General features: G+C 63.7%; 22 protein-coding genes. 12 read left to right on the top strand and 10 right to left on the bottom strand.

The features are described 5' to 3' along the window. Window positions 1–9: 9 nt before the first annotated feature. The 7 genes from AC1TPF_RS24185 to AC1TPF_RS24155 form a co-directional block, all read right to left on the bottom strand. The gene (locus tag AC1TPF_RS24185; protein WP_482145499.1) at window positions 10–1,359 is read right to left on the bottom strand and encodes a cryptochrome/photolyase family protein; all 1,350 of its coding nucleotides are present in this window, start codon (window positions 1,357–1,359) and stop codon (window positions 10–12) included. 34 nt (window positions 1,360–1,393) lie between these two features. Beyond that, the gene (locus tag AC1TPF_RS24180) at window positions 1,394–4,066 is read right to left on the bottom strand and encodes an MGH1-like glycoside hydrolase domain-containing protein (protein WP_482145572.1); all 2,673 of its coding nucleotides are present in this window, start codon (window positions 4,064–4,066) and stop codon (window positions 1,394–1,396) included. Further along, window positions 4,066–5,538, bottom strand: coding sequence for an alpha-amylase family glycosyl hydrolase (locus tag AC1TPF_RS24175; RefSeq protein ID WP_482145498.1), 1,473 nt, complete (start codon window positions 5,536–5,538; stop codon window positions 4,066–4,068). Before AC1TPF_RS24175 ends, AC1TPF_RS24180 begins: the two co-directional genes overlap by 1 nt. Window positions 5,539–5,674: 136 nt before the next feature. After that, a complete protein-coding gene (locus AC1TPF_RS24170; protein WP_482140098.1) occupies window positions 5,675–6,034 on the bottom strand; it encodes an FKBP-type peptidyl-prolyl cis-trans isomerase in 360 nt (119 codons plus the stop codon). Between the two features lie 3 nt (window positions 6,035–6,037). Further along, a complete protein-coding gene (locus AC1TPF_RS24165; protein WP_482140100.1) occupies window positions 6,038–7,360 on the bottom strand; it encodes a citrate synthase in 1,323 nt (440 codons plus the stop codon). A gap of 117 nt (window positions 7,361–7,477) precedes the next feature. Further along, complete coding sequence (locus AC1TPF_RS24160) at window positions 7,478–8,398, bottom strand: carbohydrate kinase family protein (RefSeq protein WP_482145497.1); 921 nt, start codon at window positions 8,396–8,398, stop codon at window positions 7,478–7,480. Further along, a complete protein-coding gene (locus AC1TPF_RS24155) occupies window positions 8,395–9,336 on the bottom strand; it encodes an aldose 1-epimerase family protein (RefSeq protein ID WP_482140103.1) in 942 nt (313 codons plus the stop codon). The genes AC1TPF_RS24160 and AC1TPF_RS24155 overlap by 4 nt, the downstream gene beginning before the upstream one ends. A 470-nt stretch (window positions 9,337–9,806) precedes the next feature. Here AC1TPF_RS24155 and AC1TPF_RS24150 point away from each other — a divergent pair, with 470 nt between their 5' ends. From AC1TPF_RS24150 to AC1TPF_RS24100, 11 genes are all read left to right on the top strand, one after another. Then, a complete protein-coding gene (locus tag AC1TPF_RS24150; RefSeq protein WP_482145496.1) occupies window positions 9,807–10,097 on the top strand; it encodes a hypothetical protein in 291 nt (96 codons plus the stop codon). Then, entirely contained in the window at window positions 10,094–10,315 is a 222-nt protein-coding gene (locus AC1TPF_RS24145; RefSeq protein WP_482145495.1) for a hypothetical protein, read from the top strand. The genes AC1TPF_RS24150 and AC1TPF_RS24145 overlap by 4 nt, the downstream gene beginning before the upstream one ends. A 28-nt stretch (window positions 10,316–10,343) precedes the next feature. Further along, on the top strand, window positions 10,344–11,015 hold the full coding sequence (locus tag AC1TPF_RS24140) for a 5-oxoprolinase subunit B family protein (RefSeq protein WP_482145494.1): 672 nt from the start codon (window positions 10,344–10,346) through the stop codon (window positions 11,013–11,015). Next, window positions 11,012–11,872 (top strand): 5-oxoprolinase subunit C family protein, encoded by an 861-nt coding sequence (locus tag AC1TPF_RS24135; protein WP_482145493.1) that lies wholly within the window; start codon window positions 11,012–11,014, stop codon window positions 11,870–11,872. The genes AC1TPF_RS24140 and AC1TPF_RS24135 overlap by 4 nt, the downstream gene beginning before the upstream one ends. Before the next feature lie 195 nt (window positions 11,873–12,067). Further along, window positions 12,068–12,916 carry an ABC transporter permease gene (locus tag AC1TPF_RS24130; RefSeq protein WP_482140108.1) on the top strand — a complete coding sequence of 283 codons (849 nt, stop codon included), beginning with the start codon at window positions 12,068–12,070 and terminating at the stop codon, window positions 12,914–12,916. Then, window positions 12,889–13,704: an ABC transporter ATP-binding protein gene (locus tag AC1TPF_RS24125; RefSeq protein ID WP_482145492.1), complete on the top strand. Its 816-nt coding sequence runs from the start codon at window positions 12,889–12,891 to the stop codon at window positions 13,702–13,704. Before AC1TPF_RS24130 ends, AC1TPF_RS24125 begins: the two co-directional genes overlap by 28 nt. Then, window positions 13,701–14,819: an LLM class flavin-dependent oxidoreductase gene (locus AC1TPF_RS24120; protein ID WP_482140111.1), complete on the top strand. Its 1,119-nt coding sequence runs from the start codon at window positions 13,701–13,703 to the stop codon at window positions 14,817–14,819. The genes AC1TPF_RS24125 and AC1TPF_RS24120 overlap by 4 nt, the downstream gene beginning before the upstream one ends. Beyond that, complete coding sequence (locus AC1TPF_RS24115; RefSeq protein ID WP_482145491.1) at window positions 14,816–15,922, top strand: Rrf2 family transcriptional regulator; 1,107 nt, start codon at window positions 14,816–14,818, stop codon at window positions 15,920–15,922. The genes AC1TPF_RS24120 and AC1TPF_RS24115 overlap by 4 nt, the downstream gene beginning before the upstream one ends. Then, window positions 15,919–16,398: a cupin domain-containing protein gene (locus AC1TPF_RS24110; RefSeq protein ID WP_482145490.1), complete on the top strand. Its 480-nt coding sequence runs from the start codon at window positions 15,919–15,921 to the stop codon at window positions 16,396–16,398. Before AC1TPF_RS24115 ends, AC1TPF_RS24110 begins: the two co-directional genes overlap by 4 nt. Window positions 16,399–16,414: 16 nt before the next feature. Then, window positions 16,415–17,431, top strand: a complete 1,017-nt coding sequence (locus AC1TPF_RS24105; RefSeq protein ID WP_482145489.1) for an ABC transporter substrate-binding protein — start codon at window positions 16,415–16,417, stop codon at window positions 17,429–17,431. 231 nt (window positions 17,432–17,662) lie between these two features. Next, entirely contained in the window at window positions 17,663–18,691 is a 1,029-nt protein-coding gene (locus tag AC1TPF_RS24100) for an oxygenase MpaB family protein (RefSeq protein ID WP_482145488.1), read from the top strand. Window positions 18,692–18,734: 43 nt separating this feature from the next. Here AC1TPF_RS24100 and AC1TPF_RS24095 read toward each other — a convergent pair whose 3' ends face one another. After that, complete coding sequence (locus AC1TPF_RS24095; RefSeq protein ID WP_482140121.1) at window positions 18,735–19,160, bottom strand: pyridoxamine 5'-phosphate oxidase family protein; 426 nt, start codon at window positions 19,158–19,160, stop codon at window positions 18,735–18,737. A 231-nt stretch (window positions 19,161–19,391) separates the two neighbouring features. Here AC1TPF_RS24095 and AC1TPF_RS24090 point away from each other — a divergent pair, with 231 nt between their 5' ends. Further along, the gene (locus AC1TPF_RS24090; protein ID WP_482145487.1) at window positions 19,392–20,726 is read left to right on the top strand and encodes an ABC1 kinase family protein; all 1,335 of its coding nucleotides are present in this window, start codon (window positions 19,392–19,394) and stop codon (window positions 20,724–20,726) included. Between the two features lie 51 nt (window positions 20,727–20,777). Here AC1TPF_RS24090 and AC1TPF_RS24085 read toward each other — a convergent pair whose 3' ends face one another. Then, window positions 20,778–22,046 carry an MFS transporter gene (locus tag AC1TPF_RS24085; RefSeq protein WP_482145486.1) on the bottom strand — a complete coding sequence of 423 codons (1,269 nt, stop codon included), beginning with the start codon at window positions 22,044–22,046 and terminating at the stop codon, window positions 20,778–20,780. Window positions 22,047–22,075: 29 nt separating this feature from the next. Then, window positions 22,076–22,795 carry a pyridoxamine 5'-phosphate oxidase gene (pdxH, locus tag AC1TPF_RS24080; protein WP_482140125.1) on the bottom strand — a complete coding sequence of 240 codons (720 nt, stop codon included), beginning with the start codon at window positions 22,793–22,795 and terminating at the stop codon, window positions 22,076–22,078. Window positions 22,796–22,814 lie beyond the last annotated feature (19 nt).

Below are 22,814 nucleotides of genomic sequence, written 5' to 3'. Positions count from 1 at the left end.
CCCGTCGGTTCAGGGGAGGCTCTTGTAGCGGTCGAGTGCCACCTGGCGCTGCAGTTTGTGGTCGACGATCGGCTCGGGATAGTCGTCGGGACGTAGCGCGCCGGGCTCATGGACCGCGGCTCCGCTGATCCCTCGTAGTTCCGGAATCCAGCGCCGCACGTAGTCCCCCGACGGGTCGAATTTCTTGCCTTGCGTGGTCGGATTGAACACGCGGAAGTACGGGGCAGCATCGGTGCCGCACCCCGCCACCCATTGCCAGCCATGCTGATTGCTGGCCATGTCACCGTCGACGAGCTGTTCGAGGAACCAGGCGGCGCCGCGTTGCCAGGGCAGATGGAGGTCCTTGACCAGAAACGATCCGACAATCATCCGGACCCGGTTGTGCATGAAACCGCTACCCAGCAGCTGCCGCATTCCGGCATCGACGATCGGGAATCCGGTCTTGCCCTCGCTCCACGCGGCGAAATCCGCGTCGGCGTCAGCGCCCGAATCATGTTCCATCGCATCGAATTTCTTGTTCAGATTCCACCAGCTGCTGTCCGGACGCTGATGCAGTACGTCGGCATAGAAGTCACGAAAGGCCAGTTCGCGAACGTATGCCGCGCGGCCTTCGCCTTCGCGTGCGTCGAGGTCGGCGAGCATCGCGCGTGGATGGATGTTGCCGAACTTCAGATACGCCGACATCCGACTGGTCGATGCCAGGTCCGGCCGGTCGCGGTGGGTGTTGTAGTCCACGATGTCGTCGGCCATGAACTCCGCGAAGCGCTCGTATGCGGCTCGTTCACCGGCGGGAAAGTCCAACTCGGCCTGGGCTTTCGGTATCTTGATCCCACGAACTCCGGACACGTCGTCCGGGTTGATCCACGTTGCACTGCCGACACCGCTATCTGCCGGTGCGCGCCAACCGTGATCGCGCCACCGCCGAAAGTACGGTGTGAACACCCGATAGGGTTCGCCATCGTCTTTCAGGACTCGCCCGGGAGCCACCGCGTACGGTGAGCCTTCCGCCCGCATCGGTATGTCCCCCAATGCCGTTCGAACCCTGTCGTCGCGCCGGATACCGTACGGCGCGAAGTCGGCACTGACATGCACGGCCTCCGCGTCGATCGACCGGGCAATCTTCGGAATCACCGTCTCCGGGGCACCTCGCACGACCAGCACCGAACCGTCGAGCTGATCGTGGATGTCGCGCAACGAATCGTAGAGAAACGACAGCCGGCGCTCACCCGACGACGCCTCGAGCGTCGGGTCGAGCACAAAGCAGGCCAGCACTTCCCGCCCCTGCGCGGCCAGCAGCGGTGGTAGGTCACTCAGCCGCAGGTCCCGACGCAGCCACAGCACAATCGGTTGCTCGCTCATCCCTCCATCGTGCACGTTGCGTGCGCTCGACGCGTCAGTGGTGGGAGTGGTTCGGCGGACGCAGCAGTAGATCGATCACCAACGCCGTCCACCCGGTCTGGTGGGTGGCTCCGAGGCCGGCACCGTTGTCGCCGTGAAAATACTCGCTGAACTGCAGGTTGTCTTTCCAGGCCGGATCGCTCTGGAAGATCTCCGTCCCGCCGTAGACCGGACGCCTGCCGTTCGCGTCGGGCAACCAGATGGCGATCAGGCGTTCGGCCATCTCGTGGGCGATCTCGAAGAAGGTGTGTTCGGTATCGCTCCCGGTGGGAAACGGAATCCTGGTTTCTTCCCCGAAGAACCGTCCGTACTGCACCAACGCGCGGATCGCCAGATAGTTGACCGGGAACCACACCGGTCCACGCCAGTTCGAATTGCCGCCATACATCGCGGTCCGCGACTCCGCCGGCTCGTAATCGATGATCGCCCCGTCCGCATTCGGTAGTTCGTAGGGCACGGAGTATGCCTTCGACAACGACCGCAGCCCATACGGCGAGAGCAATGCGTCCTCGTCGAAGACCGTGTTCAGAAGTCGGCGCAACTGATCGGCGTTGAGCACGGAGAGCAGAACCTTGGTGTGCCCCGTCCCGTCCGACCGAATCCGCCAGGATCGACGGTTCTGCGCCTCCACATCACTGAATCGGCGCCGAAAACGTTTGCGGAGACGTTGGGCACGGCTGGCGTCGTCGATCGAGACCGTCGCCGCGGCCAGGGCCGGTATCACCCCGACCAGCGACTTCACCTTGATGGCCGAACAGTTTCCGGTGGCGTCGGTGAGGCGGTCGTAGAAGAAACCGTCCTCCTGGTCGTACAAGCCCGACCGGTCAAGTGCCTCCCCGATCAATGCGAACTGTTCGAGGAACTTGGTGACCATGTCCTCGTAGACCGGATCGAAATCGGCGAGATGCTGGGCGATGCCAAGCATCGCACTCGAGTAATACGCCATCCAGCCGGTGCCATCGGATTGTTCCAGCGTGCTGCCGGGCGGCAGATGGGATCGGTCAACCGGACTGATGTTGTCCAGGCCGAGGAATCCCCCGCCGAATATGTTGTTGCCCTCGGGATCTTCCCGGTTGAGCCACCAGGTGAAGTTGAGCAACAACTTCTGGAAGACGCGTTCGAGGAATTGAACATCTTTGGCACCGTCGATGACGAAGACCCGGAGCGCGGCCAACGCATGAACCGGCGGGTTCACATCGTCGAAGCTCCATTCATATGCCGGCAGTGCGCCGTTGGGGTGCTGGAACCATTCGCGCAGCAACACAACCAGCTGGTACTTCGCGAAAGCCGGGTCCAGATGGGCCCAGGGAACCGCGTGGAATGCCAAGTCCCAGGCGGCAAACCAGGGGTATTCCCAGGGGTCGGGCATGGCCAGGATGTCGTTGGCGTCGAGGTGACACCATCCGGTGTTGCGGCCGGTCCGATGCCCTGGCGGTGGCGACGGCTGCGCGGAATCTCCGTCGAGCCACCGGCTCACGTCGTAGGAGTACATCTGCTTACTCCAGATCAGGCCGGCACTGGCCTGGGTGAGGATGCGCATGCGTTCGGTGTCGATGTCGGCGGGCGCCAGCGCGGTGTAGAACTCATCGGCCTCCCGCTGTCGATCGGCAAATGTGTCAACGAAGAACGAGCCGGACCAATCGGCCTTGCTCACAGCCGATTCGGCATCTGCGAGCCGAAGGCGCAACTGGACGCTCTGCCCCGCCGGTACAGACAGCCGATACCGCCACGACACCTTCGTCCCACGCTGATCCGGATTCACGGTGTCAGCACCGGCGACGACGTGGTCGTTGATCCCGTCTTTGGGATACGCCGTGATCGGCTCGCCACCGAAGATCTTCGGGATATTGGTTTCGTTGTTGCAGAACAACACCTGCGGTTCGGTACCGTCGCCGGCGAGCGCCGCCTGCAGCCGATAGCCGCCGAGCCGATGATGTTCCAGCACCACCGCACCGTCCTGCATCGCCAGATCCGGTAGGTCACCGTTGCCGTCCGGACTCCAGGTGTTGCGAAACCAGCCGGTGGGCAATACCTCGATGGTCTGTTCGTCGGGTCCGTTGTTGGTGATGTCGATCCGCATCATCAGGTCCGTGGGACTCGCCTTGGCATAGGTGACATCGACGATCCAAAACCGGTTGTCATCAAAGACACCGGTGTCGAGGAGTTCGTATTCGAACTCCTCCCGACCACGCCGGGCGTTCTCGTCGATCAGATCCTGATAGGGAAACGCGGCCTGCGGATAGTGGTAACGCCATTGCAGCAGTGCATGACTCGGCAATCCCTGCAGATACCACCAGTATTCTTTGACGTCTTCACCGTGGTTGCCCTGCGGTCCGGTGAGACCGAACATCCGCTCCTTGAGGATCGGGTCGGCACCGTTCCACAGCGCGAGCGCCAGGCAGAACTCGTGGCCGATGTCCGAGACGCCTGCCATGCCGTCTTCATTCCACCGATAGGCACGCGATCGGGCATGTTCATGCGGAAAGTACGACCAGGCGTCGCCGTTGTCGCTGTAGTCCTCCCGGACTGTGCCCCAGGCTCTCTCCGAGAGATACGGACCCCACTCGTACCACGGGTTCGCCTCGTGCAGGCCGTCTTCGAGCCGACCGGTCGCCTCTGCGAGTCGATCGTGTTCACGCGTTCCGCCGGGCGGCTGGCGATGCTCCATCACGAACGCTCCTCGGTCACAGGTTCGGCGGGTTCGATCCGAAATAGGTGCCACAGCCACGGATCGAGCTCGACGAACAATTCATCACTCAGGTCGTCACCGCTGCGCAGATACTCGATGTCCCGGGTGCTGTCGACCAGCCGGAACTGACTTCCGCGCAGATCATCCCAGTGGGTCGCCACCTTGCCGGTGGCCGGTTTGTCGCCGACGTTGACCACCACCAGCCATCGACTCTGGCCACTGCGGGTCCACGCCAGCAGATCCCCGAAGGAATCATTACCCTCCCACCCGGCCACGGCACACGGCGCCAGGTCGCCGGTGCGCCAAACCTTCTCCCGCAGCGACCTGAGCAAGGAGTGATAGAACTCGGCCAGATCCTTGTTCGGCTCTACAACCGGGCCTCGACCGAGTTGCACCGGCAACCGCGTGGCCGCACCGGAGAGTTGGCCGTCGTAGATCAGCTTGGCGCCGAGCGCAGTGAATGTCGCCACGGCCACTGCCTTTTCTTCGTCCACACCAAAGGTTGCCGCGGCGCGCGGTTCGTCATGATTCTCCAGGAACCGGAGTAGCCCGCGCTGATAGCCGGTATCGGCGAGGAGTTGTTGCCGAACAGCTTCAGCGCCCTCGTGTTCGGCGACAGCATCGTAGAGACGCTTGTCGTAGCAGTAGTCGAATCCCTGCTCCTGAAGCTGAGATTCGAGGTCCCAGTAGGCCTCCGCGATGAACGTGAAGTCCGGATGAACCCGGCGCACCGCGGCGATCGTCGTCGTCCAGTATTCGTCGCCAGGCGGGTCGCCCGCGCGCTCACCCCAGGTCCGGGTCACCACATCGTCAAGCGGCAGCATCGCCATATCGCAGCGGACTCCGTCGCATTGCTCGGCGATCGACATCAAGGTCGAAACGGTCTGAGCCCGTAGTTCCGGAGAAAATGTGTTGAGTTGCAACACATCACGCCAGGCCGGAAAGTATGGATCCCGTCCGTTCGCGAAAATCGTTCCATCGACCTCCACGAACGACGTCGGATCATCACGTAGGTCGTCCTCGGTGCCGGTGATGAAATAGTCGGGATTGCTGTGGGCCCAGGGATGATCGGATGCGACGTGATTCGGGACGAAGTCGAGAATCAGGGATAGACCCCGCTTGGCCAGCGCGCGCCGGGCTGCGGCCAGACCTTCTGCTCCGCCCAGGCGGTCATCAACTCGATAGTCACAGATGCAATAGGCGGATCCGACGACGTCATCGGCGGTGAAGTCCGGGAGGACATCCTCGAAGGTCTGCACGAGCGCTGCGTCCGCCAGTGCGATGGAACGACCGGCCGGGCTACGCTGCCACACCCCCATCAGCCACACCGCATCGAAGCCCAGGTCGGCGATCGTGTCCCATACGTCGTGGGGTACGCCGGCCAGGTCGGTGCCGAGATTCTCCAACCACGGCCACGTATTGATCTCGTAGATGAAGGGCTGTGCGATCACTGTGCCTACCTATCCGCGGTGACGAGGCATCGTGCAGGGGTTCGGTCGAAAGTACAGGTGTAGCAAGTGCTGCAGACAAGAGAAAACCCTGCACGTGAACCGTGCAGGGTTTTCAGAAGAACAGTTGGGTAACGGGTTAGCCGACACCCAGCAAGTCGATCACGAAAATCAAGGTCTTGCCCGACAACCGGTGGCCGGCACCTTCGGGGCCGTACGCCAGCAGCGGCGGGACGATGAGCTGACGGCGTCCGCCGACCTTCATGCCCGGAATGCCTTCTTGCCAGCCCGGGATCAACCGGTCGAGCGGGAAGTTCGCAGACTGACCGCGGTTCCAGGATGAGTCGAACTCGTCGCCCGTCTCGTATTCGACACCGACATAGTGCACGTCGACAACGCCACCGGCGACAGCCTCGGGGCCGTCTCCGATCACCAGGTCGGTGGTCACCAGTTCGGCGGGTGCGGGGCCTTCCGGCATTTCAATCTCAGGTTTACTCATGGCTCAGCGCTGATCCATCTTCAAGTAGTCACGTTCGGTGTATCCGGTGTAGATCTGCCGCGGACGGCCGATCTTTCCGGTCGGGTCGGCGTTCATTTCACGCCAGTGTGCGATCCATCCGGGCAAACGGCCCAGAGCGAACAGCACGGTGAACATCCGGGTCGGGAACCCCATCGCACGGTAAATCAAACCCGTGTAGAAGTCCACGTTCGGGTACAGCTTGCGGGAGATGAAGTAGTCGTCCGAGAGGGCGACCTCTTCCAGACCCTTTGCGATGTCCAACAGGTCGTCGTTGACGCCGAGGAGCTGCAGGATCTGGTCCGCGGTCTCTTTGACGATCGCGGCGCGCGGGTCGTAGTTCTTGTAGACGCGGTGTCCGAAGCCCATGAGCTTGACGCCGTCTTCTTTGTTCTTGACCTTGTTCATGAACGCCTTGGTGTCGCCACCGGACGCCTTGATCTCGTCGAGCATCTCCAGGACCGCCTGGTTGGCGCCACCGTGGAGCGGGCCCCACAGCGCGTTGATGCCGCCCGAGATCGACGTGAACAGGTTGGCCTGCGACGACCCGACCAGACGCACGGTCGACGTCGAACAGTTCTGTTCGTGATCGGCATGCAGGATGAAGAGCATATCGAGGGCTTTGACGATGTCCGGGTTGACCACGTAGGGCTCGGCGGGCAGGCCGAAGGTCATCCGCAGGAAGTTCTCGACCAGGCTCAGCGAGTTGTCCGGGTACAGGAACGGCTGGCCGACCGACTTCTTGTAGGCGTAGGCCGCGATGGTCGGCAGCTTGGCCAGCAGACGGACCGTCGAGAGTTCGACCTGCTCGGGATCCTTCGGATCCAGCGAGTCCTGGTAGTACGCGCTCAAGGCGTTGACGGCGCTCGACAGGACGGGCATCGGGTGCGCGTTGCGCGGGAAGCCGTCGAAGAAGCGCTTGAGGTCTTCGTGCAGCAGGGTGTGCCGGCTGATCTTGTTGGTGAAGCCGTCGAGCTCGGTCGGCGTCGGGAGCTCACCGTTGATCAGCAGGTAGCTGACCTCCATGAAACTCGAACCCTTTGCGAGCTGCTCGATCGGATACCCCCGGTAACGCAGGATTCCGGCATCGCCATCGATGTAGGTGATCGCGGACTTTGTCGAAGCGGTGTTGACAAACCCGCCGTCGAAGGTGGTGAGCCCGGTGTCGGAAAGGAACTTGCCCAACCCGACCCCGTCACTGCCTTCGGTGGCCTTGACGATGGGAAGTTTGATCTCTCCGCCCGGATAGCTGAACGTGGCGTTTGCCTCCGCTGCGGCTCCATTGGCGGACACTGTTTCGGCGGACACTGGGTCTTCCCCTTTTCGACGGGCTGACCGGTCTTGTGGACCGGATACAGATGTTTTGAATCCAGAGTCGTCGAACCGGTCGAACCGGCCGTGCAACCCGTTAACAACTTAGTCGGTTTACAGCTCGCCCGCCCATGGAGGGTCCGCCCCAGACCGTGAGATGGTCACCGAGGCTGCCTTCGCAGCGAACTCCAGCGCCTCTGACCAGTCATTACGGCTCATCGTACGCATCAACGTCGGGTCGAGCATGCGCCGGACCCCCAGCTGGTGGAGCACCGCACCGCAAATCGTGTCGCCCGCTCCGATCGTGTCGATGACGGCGACCGGTGGGGCCTCGACATCAACAGTGAAATCGGTCGTCATGGCGGTCAGGCCGTCGCCGCCGCGGGTGATCAGCACCGCGCCCACGCCGGCCGCCAGCCACTGCGCCGGGCCGGTTCCGGCCGGGCCGAGGGCCAACCAGGCCGCATCGTCGTCGGAGACCTTCACGATGTCGAGGTCGGGCAGCCAACTGGCGAAACGGCGGCGATAGCCATCCGGGTCATCGATGACACCGGACCGGATGTTCGGGTCGAGGAGTGTCAGCCGTCCCTCCGCATGGCTGCGACGCAACAGTTGTTCGTAGACGCTCGCACCCGGCTCCAGCACCATCGACAGGGTCCCGAATGCCAGTGCGCCGACGGTTCCGGGCAGCGGACCCGGATCGGTCACCAGCCGATCGGCGGTGCCCTCGAGATAGAAGGAGTACTGCGCCGATCCGTCGGCCCCGATGCTCGCCAGCGCCAGGGTTGTCGGTTCCGGGCCACGTTGTAGCAGCGACAGATTCACCCCCGCGCCGCGCAGCGCCTCCGTCAGCGCCTGCCCGTATCCGTCGGTCGACAATCGCGAACACAGCGACACCGCCGATCCCAGGCGCCCGAGCGTGATGGCCACGTTGAACGGGCCACCGCCGAGCGCCGGTTTCAGTGGAGCGAGCGGATCATCACCTCCCGGAACAAGATCAACCAACCCCTCACCGCATACGACGATCTCTTTCACGCCTGCTCCACTCCCCGATGTCGACCCGGAGCCTGATACCGCAGGCCCCAGCGTCCGGTCCAGACCTGCCCCGGTTCCAGAACGATCAGATCGATTCCCGACGCCAGCGTATTAGGAGGTGCGGTCATCGGTTCGATCGCGACGGCACGCCCGCGTCCGGGATAGGCCTGATCATTTGCGGGATCGGCGGTGAACGCCTGAACCCAGCCGAAGTTGAGGTCTGTCCACAACTCTGTGGTGCCGGTCGGACCGATCAGCCGGTGCGTGATGATGCCGTCGTCGGCGACCATTGCGGTGAACGGGGTGTCCAGCCATTGCCCGGCAAGCGGCCGCGGGGTCCGGTAGTCGTAGTCGGTACCGGCGACATCGCGCGGATCTCCGCTCGGGAGCTGCCGCTCCGGGTCGAGCGGCTGGTACTGCTGCGCTGCCAGTTGCAGCGAACAGTCATCGGCCGGGTCGTCCCCCACTCGGACAAATGTGTGCTGCCCCAAGGCATATGGGGCCGACTCGGCGCCGATGTTGGTGGCGGTGTGGGTGACGACCAATCCGTCGGCGCCGACGACATGGTCGGCGGTCAGATAGAGGTCGTACGGCCATCCCGGATGTTGTCCCACCGAAACACCCAGCTTCACCGATGACGCGGTCTGGTCGAGGATGTTCCAGTCGACCATGCGAACGAAGCCGTGGTTTGCGTTGTTGCGCCCGGCCTCGGTGATCGGCAGGTGATGGGTCACCCCGTCAAAGGTGTACGTGCCGTCGGCGGTCCGATTGGGCCACGGAGAGAGGACCAAGCCGGCGGACATCGGCGGTTTGACCCCCGGTTCGATCTCCCAGGTCTCGGTGAGGAGCCGATCACCGCAACGCACCGCGCGCAGTCCGGCACCCGCTGTTGCGATCTCGGCGCTGTACCCGTCCGATTCAATGCTGTATCCAGCCACGCCTGAAGTCTGCCATCACCGCCGTCGTTCTTTGCCGTGTCATCAAATCCGTTGGCAAGATACTCGGCCATGCTGCCTGGTAGCGTCTCGCCAATCCATTGAACACTGGGGGCAACGGTGGGTAACAATTGTGAGCTCGAAGCAGACGAACACGTCCATGTCTCGTCATTCCATCGAACTTCGCCGCGAAGGTGAGTTCGGCGGAATCGTATTCGGAACGATCACGCGAGCCACTCGTACACTGCTGCTCGATCAAGCCGACAACACCCGACCGCGCGGGCCAATACTCGAACTCGGCAGCTACCACTTGGTCGGCGAGAACCCGACGGTTTCGATGATCTATTCGAGGACAAAGCCGGACCGGGAAGTCGAGCAGTGGTCCCCCAGCCCCGCGTCGACGGTACCTCGTCCGGGGCGGCATCGGATCCACCTACAACTGTCGTGGTCAGGGAACGGTGATCAAGCGGTCCATGGCTGAACGAGATGCCCACTTCTGGTTGCTGTCAACCTCCCTGACGATTGTTGTGACAGGGACGGTGATGGGGTCGTGGGAAAAGTGGTCGCGCCACCGTACGGATTTCGAGTCGCTGCCAAACCCACTCATCGCAATCATCCTGTTCATTGTGGCGGACGGTGCGGCACTACTACTGATACGTCGTCGCGGCATCAAGCCGGCACTGGCTGTAGTGCACGGGGTTGCAGTTGCGGGTGTCCTTCTCGCAACGATTCCCGCCATTGATCTGATCATGGGCGCTCGATGAGTCTGCGACACTTCTTCGGCCCCTGGACCGCGACCGGACTGATCCTGGGTCTCGCCATCTGTTTCGCCGGTTACTTCGTGTCACCCTTTATCTGGTGTGGCCTGTTCGTGGCGATGATCGGATTGAACTCAAAAAGACCATCCATCACCCAAATCGGCTGCGGCATTCTCGTGTTCCTGCTGGTCCCGCTGATCGCTCTGCTGATTTACTCGACATGACAGCGACGGATCGACAGAAGGGCCCGGGATGCGTGAACTACCCGCCGGGCGTGATGCCGTATTGCTCGACTTCAGCGGTGAGCCGCACCCGTCGATCGCGACACTCAAGGCGCATTCGGTCCTGAAAGCCGCGATGTCCGTGGGGCTGCTGCCCGGCGTCCTCGACGTGATCCCGGCTGCCGAGACCGTCCTGGTGCAGGCCGAGCCCGGAGCAGGCCTTGACGAACTGTCGATCCGGCGCGCGCTGCGTCACGTCGACTTCGCCGAAGGCTCCACCGGCCCCACAGAGCACGTCGATTCGATTGCGATTCCGGTGCACTACAACGGCATCGACCTGGACGAAGCAGCCGAGCGGTGCGCACTGTCCGTCGCCGACGTCATCGCCGCGCATTCCCAGACCCTGTGGCGAGTGCAATTCATGGGATTCGCGCCTGGGTTCGGTTACCTGGTGCCGCAACATAATTCGACCGCAACAGCCCTGACATCCCTGCCCCGTCGGGCGCAGTCCCGGCCGCGTGTCCCATCCGGTTCCGTTGCGGTCGCGGCCGGTTACAGCGCCGTCTATCCACGCGAGAGTCCCGGCGGGTGGTGGCTTCTCGGTACCACCGATATCACGTTGTGGGACAACGACTCCGAACGTCCGGCACTACTGAACCCGGGCGCAGTGGTCCGGTTCGCCGATGCGGGTGTGGGCTCATGACCGACCTCGTGGTGATCGCGCCGGGACCACTGACCACGGTCCAGGATCTGGGCCGCCCGGGCTACGGCGACCTCGGCGTCCCACTGTCCGGCGCTGCCGACCGGCGGGCACTCAAGTTGGCAAACCGGCTGGTGGGCAACACCGAACGCGCCGCCGGCCTCGAGGTGACGCTGGGCGGCTTGCGACTTTCAGCCCGGCGCCAACTGCTGATCGCGGTCACCGGGGCACCCGCCGACGCCCAGATCGACGGCGTCGACCGTGGACACCACAACGCGACAGTACTTCTCGCAGGCGCGGAGTTGTTCGTGCCGCCCCCACGCAGTGGCCTGCGGACCTATGTGGCGGTACGGGGTGGCATCGACGTCGAACCGGTGCTGGGGTCGAGGTCGACCGATCTGTTGTCGGGGCTGGGCCCGGCCCCGCTACGCGCCGGCGACGAACTCGCCGTCGGAGTCTTGGCCGGGCCCTGGCCGCCGGCAACCGAAGCACCGTGGGATGTGCTCGATCCCCACCGTCCGGTGCCGCTGTATGCATCTGCAGGCCCACGGCTCACCCACTTGGAACATCCGGCCGGCCTCTACACGGGCATCTGGACGGTCAACGCCAACTCCGACCGTGTCGGTGTACGCCTCGACGGGAATCAGGAGTTGCGGTTGCGCAGCGACGCCGGTGAACTGCGGTCGGAACCGGTTGCGCTCGGCTCGGTGCAGATACCGCCTGGTGGGCAACCGGTCGTCTTCCTGGCCGATCATCCCACCACCGGCGGCTATCCGGTGGTCGCGGTCCTGGTGGCGGAGTCGATCGACGCTGCAGCGCAGCTGGTACCGGGCAGGCAGGTTCGATTCGTCGCGGATTAGCGGCCGTGACATCGGTTTTCGCGGCCTGGATGCCATCTGACGCGAGGCTGCGATGCCGTTTAGCATACGCAACGACCCGGCTCAAAATCCGGCGCGGGTCTTTTGCTCACCGTGAATCTTTGTCTTTCCCAACCTTCAACGCCAGGATTACCGTTCCCGTATGCCTTGCACCACGACAGCGCGGACGGAGACGTCATGACCGTAGATGCGCCACCCGTCTCACCGACCCGGAAGGTCGCGACAACGCGCCTCACACCTGAAGGTGGATCGAAGCGCAGGCGCAAGGTTCCGCGTTGGGCGATCAAGACGCTGAGCCCCGTCGCCATCGTGGTGTTGTGGCAGATCCTCGGAGACACCGGCGTTCTGGACGAGGACACACTGGCCACCCCGTGGCAGGTGTTCCAGACCGCGCGTGACATGTGGGAAGACGGAAGCCTGCAGGACGCGGTGACCACATCGCTGCAACGCGTCCTGTTCGGTCTGGTCATCGGTTTGGCGGTCGCCACCGTGCTGGCCACCATCTCCGGTCTGTTCCGCCTCGGCGAAGACATCATCGATGCACCCATCCAGATGCTCCGGACCGTTCCGGTCATCGGACTCATCCCACTGCTGATCGTCTGGTTCGGCATCGGCGAAGAGCCCAAGATCCTGCTCATCGCGCTCGCAGTGACCTTCCCGCTGTACCTGAACATCTACGCCGGTATCCGCGGTGTCGACTCCAACCTCATCGAGGCCGCACGAACCCTCGGCCTGAGCTGGTTCGGTCAGGTGCGCAACGTCGTACTGCCCGCGGCCCTGCCCAATGCACTGACCGGCCTTCGCTACTCGCTCGGATCGGCCTGGTTGGCGCTGGTGTTCGGCGAGACCATCAACGCCACCGCGGGCATCGGCTACGAGATGAACACGGCCCGTGAGTTCTTCCGCACCGACGCCATCATCGTCTGTCTGGTGCTCTACGCGCTCTTGGGCCTGGTGGCCGACTTCATCGTTCGATTCCTCGAAAGGACCCTCCTGTCATGGCGACCGGCGTTCAGCGGAGCGTGACCCCGGACCGGACCGACGAACTACCGGTCACGGTCCGTGGGTTGACCCGAACCTTCGGTGACAAGGACGTCATCGACAACCTCGATCTAGACATCGAGCCCGGTCAGTTCGTTGCCCTCCTCGGTGCCAGCGGCTGCGGAAAGAGCACACTGCTGCGTATTCTCGCCGGACTCGACGCCGACATCTCCGGCGATGTGACCGTGGCGCAGGCGCGGGCAGTCGCGTTCCAGGCTCCACGGTTGATGCCGTGGAAGAAGGTCTGGCGCAACATCATTCTCGGTCTCAAAGGCGCGAACAAGGCGACCGCACTCGCCGCACTCGACGAGGTCGGACTGAGCCACCGGGCAACGGTGTGGCCGAAGGTTCTCTCCGGTGGCGAAGCACAGCGAGCCTCGCTGGCCCGGGCTCTGGTCCGCTCACCTGATCTGCTGCTACTCGACGAACCCTTCTCGGCGCTCGACGCCCTGACCCGGCTGAAGATGCAGGATCTCGTCGAACAGCTGTGGCGCAAACATGATTGCGCGATCCTGCTGGTCACCCACGATGTCGAAGAGGCCCTGATCCTCGCCGATCGGGTACTGGTGATGAAAGACGGTCAGATCGCCCACGACCTGACCCTCGACACCGCACGCCCGCGCGACATCGCCGCACCCGACCTCGCCGCGCTTCGCGTCCAGCTTCTCGGCTGGCTGGGCGTACACACCACCGCATTCGGCACTGATGACCCCGGTACCAACACACTCGGTGCCAACACACGCGACACCAACAAACAGGGAGCCAACTCGTGAGCAACGACGCCGCCGTCGAGATCATCGGCATGATCGGAACTCAACACGTCTCGGAGATCCACGCGCCGACGACAGATGCCGTTGATCCGGGCTTTGTCGCCCGGTTCGCCAAAGTCCACGAGGAAGCCGGATTCGATCGCGTGCTCATCGGGCACAGTTCGAGCACTCCCGACGGCCTGCAGGTGGCCGCATACGCTGCGGCACACACCGAGCGGCTCAAGTTCCTGATCGCACATCGTCCCGGATTTGTCGCGCCCACGGTCGCGGCCAGGGCCCTGGCCACCCTCGACCAGTTCAGCGGTGGTCGCACCTCCGTGCACATCATCTCGGGTGGCAGTGACGCCGATCAACAGCGTGACGGCGACTTCCTCTCCAAGACAGAGCGTTACGCACGCAGCGCCGAATTCATCGAACTGCTCAAACTCGTCTGGACCAGTACCGAACCGTTCGACTACAGCGGAGATCACTACCAGGTCAACGACGTTCGGTCGGAGGTCTTCCCCGTCCAAGCGCCCCGGATCCCGATCTACTTCGGCGGGTCGTCGGCCGATGCCTACCGGGTCGGCGGAACACACGCCGATGTCTTCGCCCTGTGGGGCGAACCGCTGGCGCAGACCAAAGAACAGATCGACTCGGTCCGCGAAGCCGCGGCAGCAGCAGGCCGCACCGACGACATCAAGTTCAGCGTCTCCTTCCGTCCGATCATCGGGCGCACAGAAGAAGAGGCCTGGGCGCGCGCCCACCGCATCCTCGAGAGCATCAAATCCACGAACGGTCACTCCTTCACCGGCGCCCGCTACGACAAGAACGGCACCAGCAACGTCGGTTCGCAACGCCTTCTCGAGGCGGCCGCTGCCGGCGATCGCCACGATCGCGCCCTGTGGACTGCCACGGCGGCGGCTTCCGGCGCGAAGGGCAACTCCACCGCCCTGGTCGGCACGCCCGAAACCGTTGCGGCCGCACTGCTCGACTACGTGGACATCGGTGTGCATGCACTGCTGATCCGCGGCTACGACCCCTACGACGACGTGATCGAGTGGGGCAAAGAACTGATCCCACTGGTACGCCGCGGTGTTGCCGCGCGCCAGGAATCCGCATTGGCAGGAGCACATTGAGCAACAACGACCCCCTCGTCTACGAGCCCACCGCCGCGGTCCGCGGCACCGTTGTGGTGCTGCACGGTCGGGGTGAGCATCCAGGAGTGTACGAACGCTTCAGCACGCGTATCGCTTTCGATGGCTACCGCGTGGTGGTACCGCCCGTCACCGATGCGCTGGATGTGGCGGCGCTGTTCGCCCCGTACACCGAAGGCGGGCGCATCCTCGTTGGCCACGACAACGGCGCGGCCCTCGCCTGGAACCTTGCTGACTCACTGAACGCGGACGCCGTGGTGATCAGCGGCGCCGGCCCCGAATCCCAGGCCGCTCCAACAACTTCTGATCACACCGAGGAGCTGGATCTGCGGTCGGCCTGCCCCGTGCACCGGGCCCGGCTCGATTCCGATGAGGCTTTCGGCTGGGGCCACCTGGGCGCCATCCCGGTCGCCTACAACACCGACGGACCGTCGGCACCGGTACTGTTCGTCCACGGCGAAAAGGACCTCGTCGCAGACGTGGCTCGTGCCACATCGCTTGCAACCCAGTCGGATTCATACCGCATCTCGGTATTCGAAGACGGTCGTCACGACGTCCTCAACGACAAGATGCATCGCAGTGTGGCCGCCACCATCATGTTGTTCCTCGAGGACGTCTGCAAGGGCATCCGGACCACCGACACGGCCGCGACTGCCGCGGAGGCACCTCTGAGATCAAGACGAACTGCGCCGGTCCACATTTCGGCCCGCCTGAACTACACCCTCAAGGCCCTCGCCACGCTGGCGTCCGACGATGACGGACCGGTCAAATGCGAAACCCTCGCCCGCACCTGGGATCTGCCGCTGAATTCCCTGGTCAACATCATGGGCCAACTGCGACGCGCCGGAATCGTGACCAGCCAGCGCGGCTGTGACGGCGGCTATCAACTGGCACGTCCGGCCACCGAGATCTCGGTCGCCGAGGTGGTCCAGGCGATCGAAGGGGCGGTGGTGACACAGAGCGTCGCCGACGCGGGGCAGGCTGTCTGGTCGACCCTCGAGACCCACGTCACCGATCTTCTCCAACAGTGGAACCTGGGCCAGCTGCCCGGAGTACAAGCACCAAAGGAAGCAATTCATTCATGAGTACGCACGACGGTTTTCATCCGGATCTCCACACCACGAGCAGCGACTACGGGAAGCAATCGTTGCGCGCCCGCCTGCACCATGTGAAGGCCTCGGACGTCAACGACAACACGACGCAAACCGAAGGCATGCAGCGCTTTGCCGCGATCAGTGGCACCACGGTCGGCTCCGAGAAGATCTGGATGGGCGAAACCCACGTCGCTCCAGACACGGCTTCGGACAATCATCACCACGGTGAATCCGAGACCGCCATCTTCATTCGGAGCGGCAACCCCGAGTTTGTTTTCCACGATGGCGTCGAAGAAGTCCGGATCGCAACGACCGCCGGCGACTACATCTTCGTCCCGCCGTTCGTACCCCATCGCGAAGAGAATCCGGACCCGAAGAACCCCGCAGTGGTGGTGATCGCCCGCAGCACCCAGGAGGCGATCGTCGTCAACCTGCCCGACTTGTACCCCCTCGAAGACGAGAAGTGAAGGCAACAGCCACACCATGAAGAACATCACCAGAAAACTGCGACTCTCGGCCACCGCGGCAGGTGTCGCCGCAGCGCTGACGCTGTCCATGGCCGCATGCTCGGATGACGAGTCGACCACCAATTCCGATGGCAGCGTCAATCTCTCGGCCGTAACGCTCAAGGTCGGCGATCAAGCCGGAATCCAGCAGGCCATCCTCGAGGCCTCCGGCGCACTCGATGGAGCCGAGTACCAGGTGGAATGGGCGCAGTTCCCGGCCGCCGCACCGCTGCTCGAAGCCGAGAAGGCAGGAGCGATCGACATCGGCTACACCGGCGACGCTCCCCTGATCAACGCACTCGCGGCCGGCGCCGACGTCTCGGTCGTCGCCGCCAGTGTCAACGAGGGCGCAAATGGCCTGGCGCTCATCGTCCCCGAGGATTCGTCCATTCAGTCGGTTGCCGACCTGAAGGGCAAGACTGTTTCGCCCACGACCCAGGGCAGCATCGGACACTACGAACTCCTGTCGGCTCTCAAAGAAGCAGGATTGACCGCGGACGACGTGACGGTCAGCTTCCTCGATCCGGTCAACGCCGCGGCCGCACTCAAGTCCGGCTCCATCGATGCCTGGGCCACCTGGGACCCCTACACCGCTGCGGTCGAGATCGACGACAACGCGCGCGTCATCCGCGACGCCGAAGGGATTTCATCCAAACTCGGCCTCCTCAGTGCGAACAACGAGTCGCTCGCCGACCCCGCCACCAAGGCCGCAATGGAAGACTTCGTCGGCCGCTTCAACACGGCGTTGCTGTGGGCGAACGACAACGAAGACGAGTACGTGCAGATCTACAGCAAGCTGACCAAACGGCCGGAGAACATCGCTGCGCTCGTCGCCAAGCGGTCGCAGCGTGTGCCAACGGCACTCGACGCGGAGCAGGTCGCGAAGTTGCAGACCGTCGCCGACAACTACCTGCAGTTCGGGGTCCTCAAGAACCAGGTCGTCATTGCCGACAACGTTCAGGATCTTGCTGCGGTGCCCGTCGCCACCGGCTAGAGCCTGTCCACACCCCAAGCAAGCTGTCCCCGCGCCGACATTCGGCGCGGGGACAGCTGCATTCTGGTGCGCCAGAAGCCGCCCGATCGAGCGCACCACCGAATTGATGGTCCGAATGCTCCGGCCGGGCGGTCCCTCACCGCCAGCCGGCACGTTGACACCCCAATGAGACGGTTCTAAACTTTCGTCTCAAGAGGTGTGGTGTTCTGCACCGGCGACGAGAGGCCGTCAATGACCGACGTGCATGAGCCCGAGTTGGCTGCCGAGAGGTCCGCACAGACCACGCCCGAGGTGAACCCACTCGGCCCCGATTCCGTGACCTGGAAGTTCTTCGGCGGTTGGCACGGCATGCTGATCGGCCTGTGGTCGGGGTCGATGCAGAATATGCATCCGAAACTCGGCGCCGCGGTCTGGGAGCACTCCGACTTCTTCGGCGAGCGTTGGCAGCGCCTGAACCGGTCGCTGTATCCGATCATCGGGGTTGTGTTCGACGGCACCACCGACACCGGACACGAGGTCCGCGACTACCACCGTGAGATCAAGGGCGCGATGCCCGATGGCAGCCGGTATCACGCACTCGATCCCGACGTCTTCTATTGGGCGCATGCCACGTTCTGGTACGGCAACATCAGGTGCGCGGAAGTGTTCGGCCCGCCGATCACCGAAGCCGAGAAGCGCGCGTTGTTCGAAGAATCACTCACCTGGTACGCGATGTACGGCGTGAGCACCCGCCCCTGCCCCGATACCTACGAAGAGTTCCTCGAGTATTGGGATCACATGTGCCGCAACGTCCTCGAGGACCATCCCGCGGTGCGCACCGTCCTCGACATCTCCCAGCTCCCGCCGCCACCGTGGATGTCGGCGATGCCACTGCCGATCTGGAAACTGATGGTCCGGCCGACGGAACGGTTCTTCACCTGGCTGACCACCGGGCTCTACCACCCGGCGGTGCGCGAGATGATGGGCTTCACGTGGTCCGAGAAGGATGAGAAACGGTTCCGGCTTTTCGGCAAGGGGGTCAACGCCTTCATGCAAGCCCTACCGGAGCGCTACCGCCGGCATCCGCGTTGTCGCGACGCGTGGGATCGGTTGTCGGGCAGGGTCCCGGCCGACGCCCCACTGCTCGAAACACCGCTACGCAACCTGCCACCGGAGGCCGTACGCGACAAGCCGATGCATTACTGCCCGGTGACCGCGGCCCGTCGGGCCCAACTCCCCTGGCAATCCGATGAAACCGGAGAATGTCCGGTCGCGCACTGAGACCTGTTGACATCAAAGCCTTCGATGCCAACAGGTTTGGGGATCAGTACCGCTCGGGCTCCGGGCCCAGAACGAAGCTGCGACCAGTGACCTGACCGGGGGTGATCTCGACGTACTCGTACTTCAACGTCGCGATCCACGGCGTCAGCGCCAGCTTGTCTGCCTCGAGAATCTCGCTGGCCGACACCAGGTTCCGGGCGGTTCCACGGATGATCACACTCCATGCCCAGCCGTCGGCGGGCGAGGACGCGTCGACCTCGAACAGAACCGACGAATTGATGGTCAATTTCAGGAGTTTGCTTCCCGGTGCGGTGCGAAAGTAGATCCGACCTTCGCTCGCAACATAGTTGACGGGAAAGATGTCGATCTCGTCGTCGACAGAGACGACAACCCGTCCCAATTCGATCTCTGCCAACTTCTCCCAGCACTCGTCGACGGTCATCTCTTGGACCGGACCACCCAATAACATCGACTCATCTCCTCGCCTACCACCTGACCGGTCGGCACTGTGCCAACCGCTTCGATCTCGCCGCCGGGGCGATCGTCCGCCCGGCCACCGAACGTGGTCACCTCTGTAGCGTCGCATGTCGACGCCTCTACTGCTAGGGGAGAAATGCCCTACCATGGCCCCGAAGCATCCTGACCACCTGAAGTCTGGGGAGGGCACAGCGAGCCGCACCTCCTCACCTGCGGAGGACACATGACAGCCACGACACCAACAACACCAACCGCGCCCCTGACGCTTCAAAAGGTTTCGCTGACCAGCGAGGCAGCACGGATCGGAGCAACCGCCTGGCAGGCGGTCTGCGGTGGGGCCCGGTTTGCCGCACGCGCCGTCGGATCCGACGATCTGGCCGCAGCCGGAGCCGGTGAAACGCGCAACACCTTCGCCGCGCTCGGACCCACCTACGTCAAGCTCGGGCAGCTGATCGCATCGAGCCCCGGGGTGTTCCCCCGGGTGTTGTCCGATGAGTTCCGCACGTTGCTCGACCGGGTTCCACCGGCCGACCCGGATCAGGTTCGCCGCCTACTCACCGACCAGCTCGGCCGCGACCCGGATGAGGTGTTTGCGCAATTCGACCCCGAACCAATCGCGTCGGCGTCAATCTCGCAGGTGCACAACGCGGTTCTGTCCACCGGCGAGCATGTGGTGGTGAAGATCCAGCGGCCCGGGATCAAAGCGAGATTGGCGGCCGATCTGCAGATCCTGCAGCGGGCCGCGGCTGTGGTCGAGTTCTCGCCGTATGGCCGCATGCTCAGTGCCAAGGCCGTGATCGAAGACTTCACCGCAAACCTCAACTCCGAACTCGACTTCCGGACCGAAGCCGCCGCGATGGAGGAATGGACCGACGCGATCTCCGGGTCGCGTTTCGCCGATCAGGTCCGGGTGCCAAAAGTCTTCTGGGACTACACCACCGAGCGAGTGATCACGCTCGAGTTCGTCGATGCCATCCGCATCGACAATGCGAAGGCCATCCGTGAGGCCGGCCATGACGGCACCAAGATCGTCAAGACGTTGTTGCTCTCCCTGCTCGAATCCGCCTTCACCGACGGGATTTTTCACGGCGATCTGCACGCCGGGAACGTATTGGTGGATCCACAGGGTCGAATCGTCCTCTTGGACTGGGGAATCGTCGGCCGCTTCGACGACCGGTCTCGGCTGATCGTGCGTGAACTGCTCGGCAACCTGATGCGCAGCAACTATGAGGCGGCCGGGCAGGCACTGTCCGCGCTGGGAACGTTCGGCAAACCGGGTTCGGTGCGCGAGACCGCAAAGGATCTGCGCCGGGTTGCCGCACCCATCGGTGGCACCAATCTCGGTGACATGTCGTATGCCGACCTGGGCAGGCAACTCGCCAATCTGGCCAAGACCTACGACGCCCGACTACCCCGAGAACTGGTCCTCGTCGGCAAGCAACTGCTCTACGTCGAGCGGTATATGAAGCTTTTGGCGCCCAGCTGGAAAGCCATGTCCGATCCCCAGGTCGTCGGCTACACCGCCGGACTCCTCAAAGACTCCGCCCGCACCCGATAATGTGCCCTTCTGGCGAACAAAACCCCAGGTGAGGACAACCAAAACAGCACATCATCGGGTGATTCGGTAGCGGACGAAGGCCGGAATCGCCAGGGCGGCAATCCCTGTTCCGACAACGACGAGGACGCCGCCACCGGCGGTGGCGGCCGCGGTCCCCACCGAAACGGCCGCAGCACCGTGCAGGACATCGGCGATGCGGGGGCCACCGGCGACGACCACGGTGAACACACCCTGCAAACGGCCACGCATCTCGTCGCTCGCAGCGGCCAGCAGAATCGACTGCCGAAACGCCGACGACGCCATGTCGGCCGCACCACCGATCATGAGCAACGCGACCACGATCGGCAGCATCGGAAGCGCGGTGTGGTTGGCGAATCCGACACAGATCCCGACCCCGATGATGGCCACACCCCAGATGATCACGCAGACGATGACGGCAAGGCCCTGCCTGCGCACCCGTGACACCCACCCGGAGAAGATGCCGCCTGCCAGCGCGCCGAGCGCAATTGCGGAGAACAACAGGGCAAATGCGACTCCGCCACTTTCAGGTCCACCGAAACTCTCGTGTGCCATCTGCGGGAACAACGCCCGGGGCATTCCGAAGATCATGGCGATCAGGTCGACCACGAAGGACGCCATCAGGACCGGTTGGCCTCGCAGGAACACGAATCCCTCGATGATCGAGCGCACGCCCGCGGACGTCGGTTTCCGATCACCTCCACCCGGCCGCAACGACGGCAATTTGATGACGGCCCACAGCGTGGCGAAGAGGAACACGGTGTCGACCAAATACAGCAGCGAGTATCCGAGTACCGGGATCAGCGCTCCACCGACCAGTGGTCCGGCAATCGCACCGGCCTGCATCACCGTCATGTTCAGCGAAGCGGCAGCAGGCAGTTCGGCATTCGACATCAGCTTCGGGAGAATCGCTGTGCGGGTTGGCTGATTGACGGCGAAGAACGCTTGCTGCAACGCGAAGAGCGTGAGGATGACCCACACGTTGCCGAACCCCATCGCCGACTGCACGTAGAAGAATGCGCTGGTACCGATCAACCCACATGTGGTGATGATCAACAGGATTCGACGGTCCATGGCATCGGCGAGTGCGCCGCCCCACAATCCGAAGATCACCAGTGGCACCAGCCCGAACAAGCCGGTCAACCCGACGTACGCCGAGTTGCCGGTGAGTTGGTAGATCTGGGCCGGAACAGCCACCACCGTCAATTGCGCGCCGATGACGGTGACAATGTTCGCCCACCACAGGCGACGAAAGTGGGGGTGCTTGAGCGGGGTGGTGTCGGCCAGGAACCGGCGGGTCACCTGCTGCGAACCGGAAGGTGGTCAAACATCTACGGCTGCAACCTCGTGACGTTCCACCGGCCGTCTACCAGCGACGCCCGCACCCGGTTGTGCAACCGGTTCGCGCGGCCTTGCCAGAACTCGACCTCGACGGGGGCGATCACGTAACCGCCCCAATGCGGCGGCACCGGAACCGGTTGCTCGCCGTCGAACCGTGCCTCGATGGCGGCGGCCTTGTCCTCCAACGCTTCCCGCGACTCGATCGGCGCCGACTGCTGCGACGCGAACGCTGACAGCTGCGAACCACGTGGCCGCTTGGACCAGTAGTCCGCAGTGTGGCCTTCCGGCACCTTCGTCACCGGTCCACGGAAATGGACCTGGCGCTCCATCGCGATCCAGGGGAACGTCACCGCCCCATACGGCACGCCGTCGAGGTGCCGTCCCTTGTCGGATTCGTAACTGGTGAAGAACGTGACCCCGTCGGCGTCCACACCTTTGCAGAGCACCGTGCGGGTCGACGGGTGACCGGCGGCATCGACCGTCCCGAGCACCATGGCATTCGGTTCCGGGATCATCGCATCGACGGCTTCGCGTAGCCATTTACCGAACAACTCCAGCCACGGCGGGTCACCTGCGAGCCAGAGCGGGTCGAGGTTGTCCTTGACCCCGTCGGCACCGGCTGCGTCATCCCCGGATCCGGGGCGCCCGACACCGCCGGAGGCTGCATAGGCCATCCGCATGTTGGCCAAGTCGATCGGTTTGCGTTCCACGGCCGATAACGCTACTCCC

The organism is Williamsia sp. Y853 (assembly GCF_056786495.1).
The sequence above is the reverse complement of the archived record's forward strand: the minus strand, read 5'-3'. Positions and strand labels throughout refer to the sequence as shown.

Bases quoted from the DNA above. Each gene is read 5' to 3' on its own strand.
- AC1TPF_RS24185 (WP_482145499.1), bottom strand. From the start codon at position 1,359: ATGAGCGAGCAACCGATTGTGCTGTGGCTGCGTCGGGACCTGCGGCTG.
- AC1TPF_RS24180 (WP_482145572.1), bottom strand. From the start codon at position 4,066: ATGGAGCATCGCCAGCCGCCCGGCGGAACGCGTGAACACGATCGACTC.
- AC1TPF_RS24170 (WP_482140098.1), bottom strand. From the start codon at position 6,034: ATGAGTAAACCTGAGATTGAAATGCCGGAAGGCCCCGCACCCGCCGAA.
- AC1TPF_RS24150 (WP_482145496.1), top strand. From the start codon at position 9,807: ATGGCTGAACGAGATGCCCACTTCTGGTTGCTGTCAACCTCCCTGACG.
- AC1TPF_RS24145 (WP_482145495.1), top strand. From the start codon at position 10,094: ATGAGTCTGCGACACTTCTTCGGCCCCTGGACCGCGACCGGACTGATC.
- AC1TPF_RS24140 (WP_482145494.1), top strand. From the start codon at position 10,344: ATGCGTGAACTACCCGCCGGGCGTGATGCCGTATTGCTCGACTTCAGC.
- AC1TPF_RS24135 (WP_482145493.1), top strand. From the start codon at position 11,012: ATGACCGACCTCGTGGTGATCGCGCCGGGACCACTGACCACGGTCCAG.
- AC1TPF_RS24130 (WP_482140108.1), top strand. From the start codon at position 12,068: ATGACCGTAGATGCGCCACCCGTCTCACCGACCCGGAAGGTCGCGACA.
- AC1TPF_RS24125 (WP_482145492.1), top strand. From the start codon at position 12,889: ATGGCGACCGGCGTTCAGCGGAGCGTGACCCCGGACCGGACCGACGAA.
- AC1TPF_RS24110 (WP_482145490.1), top strand. From the start codon at position 15,919: ATGAGTACGCACGACGGTTTTCATCCGGATCTCCACACCACGAGCAGC.
- AC1TPF_RS24105 (WP_482145489.1), top strand. From the start codon at position 16,415: ATGAAGAACATCACCAGAAAACTGCGACTCTCGGCCACCGCGGCAGGT.
- AC1TPF_RS24100 (WP_482145488.1), top strand. From the start codon at position 17,663: ATGACCGACGTGCATGAGCCCGAGTTGGCTGCCGAGAGGTCCGCACAG.
- AC1TPF_RS24095 (WP_482140121.1), bottom strand. From the start codon at position 19,160: ATGTTATTGGGTGGTCCGGTCCAAGAGATGACCGTCGACGAGTGCTGG.
- AC1TPF_RS24090 (WP_482145487.1), top strand. From the start codon at position 19,392: ATGACAGCCACGACACCAACAACACCAACCGCGCCCCTGACGCTTCAA.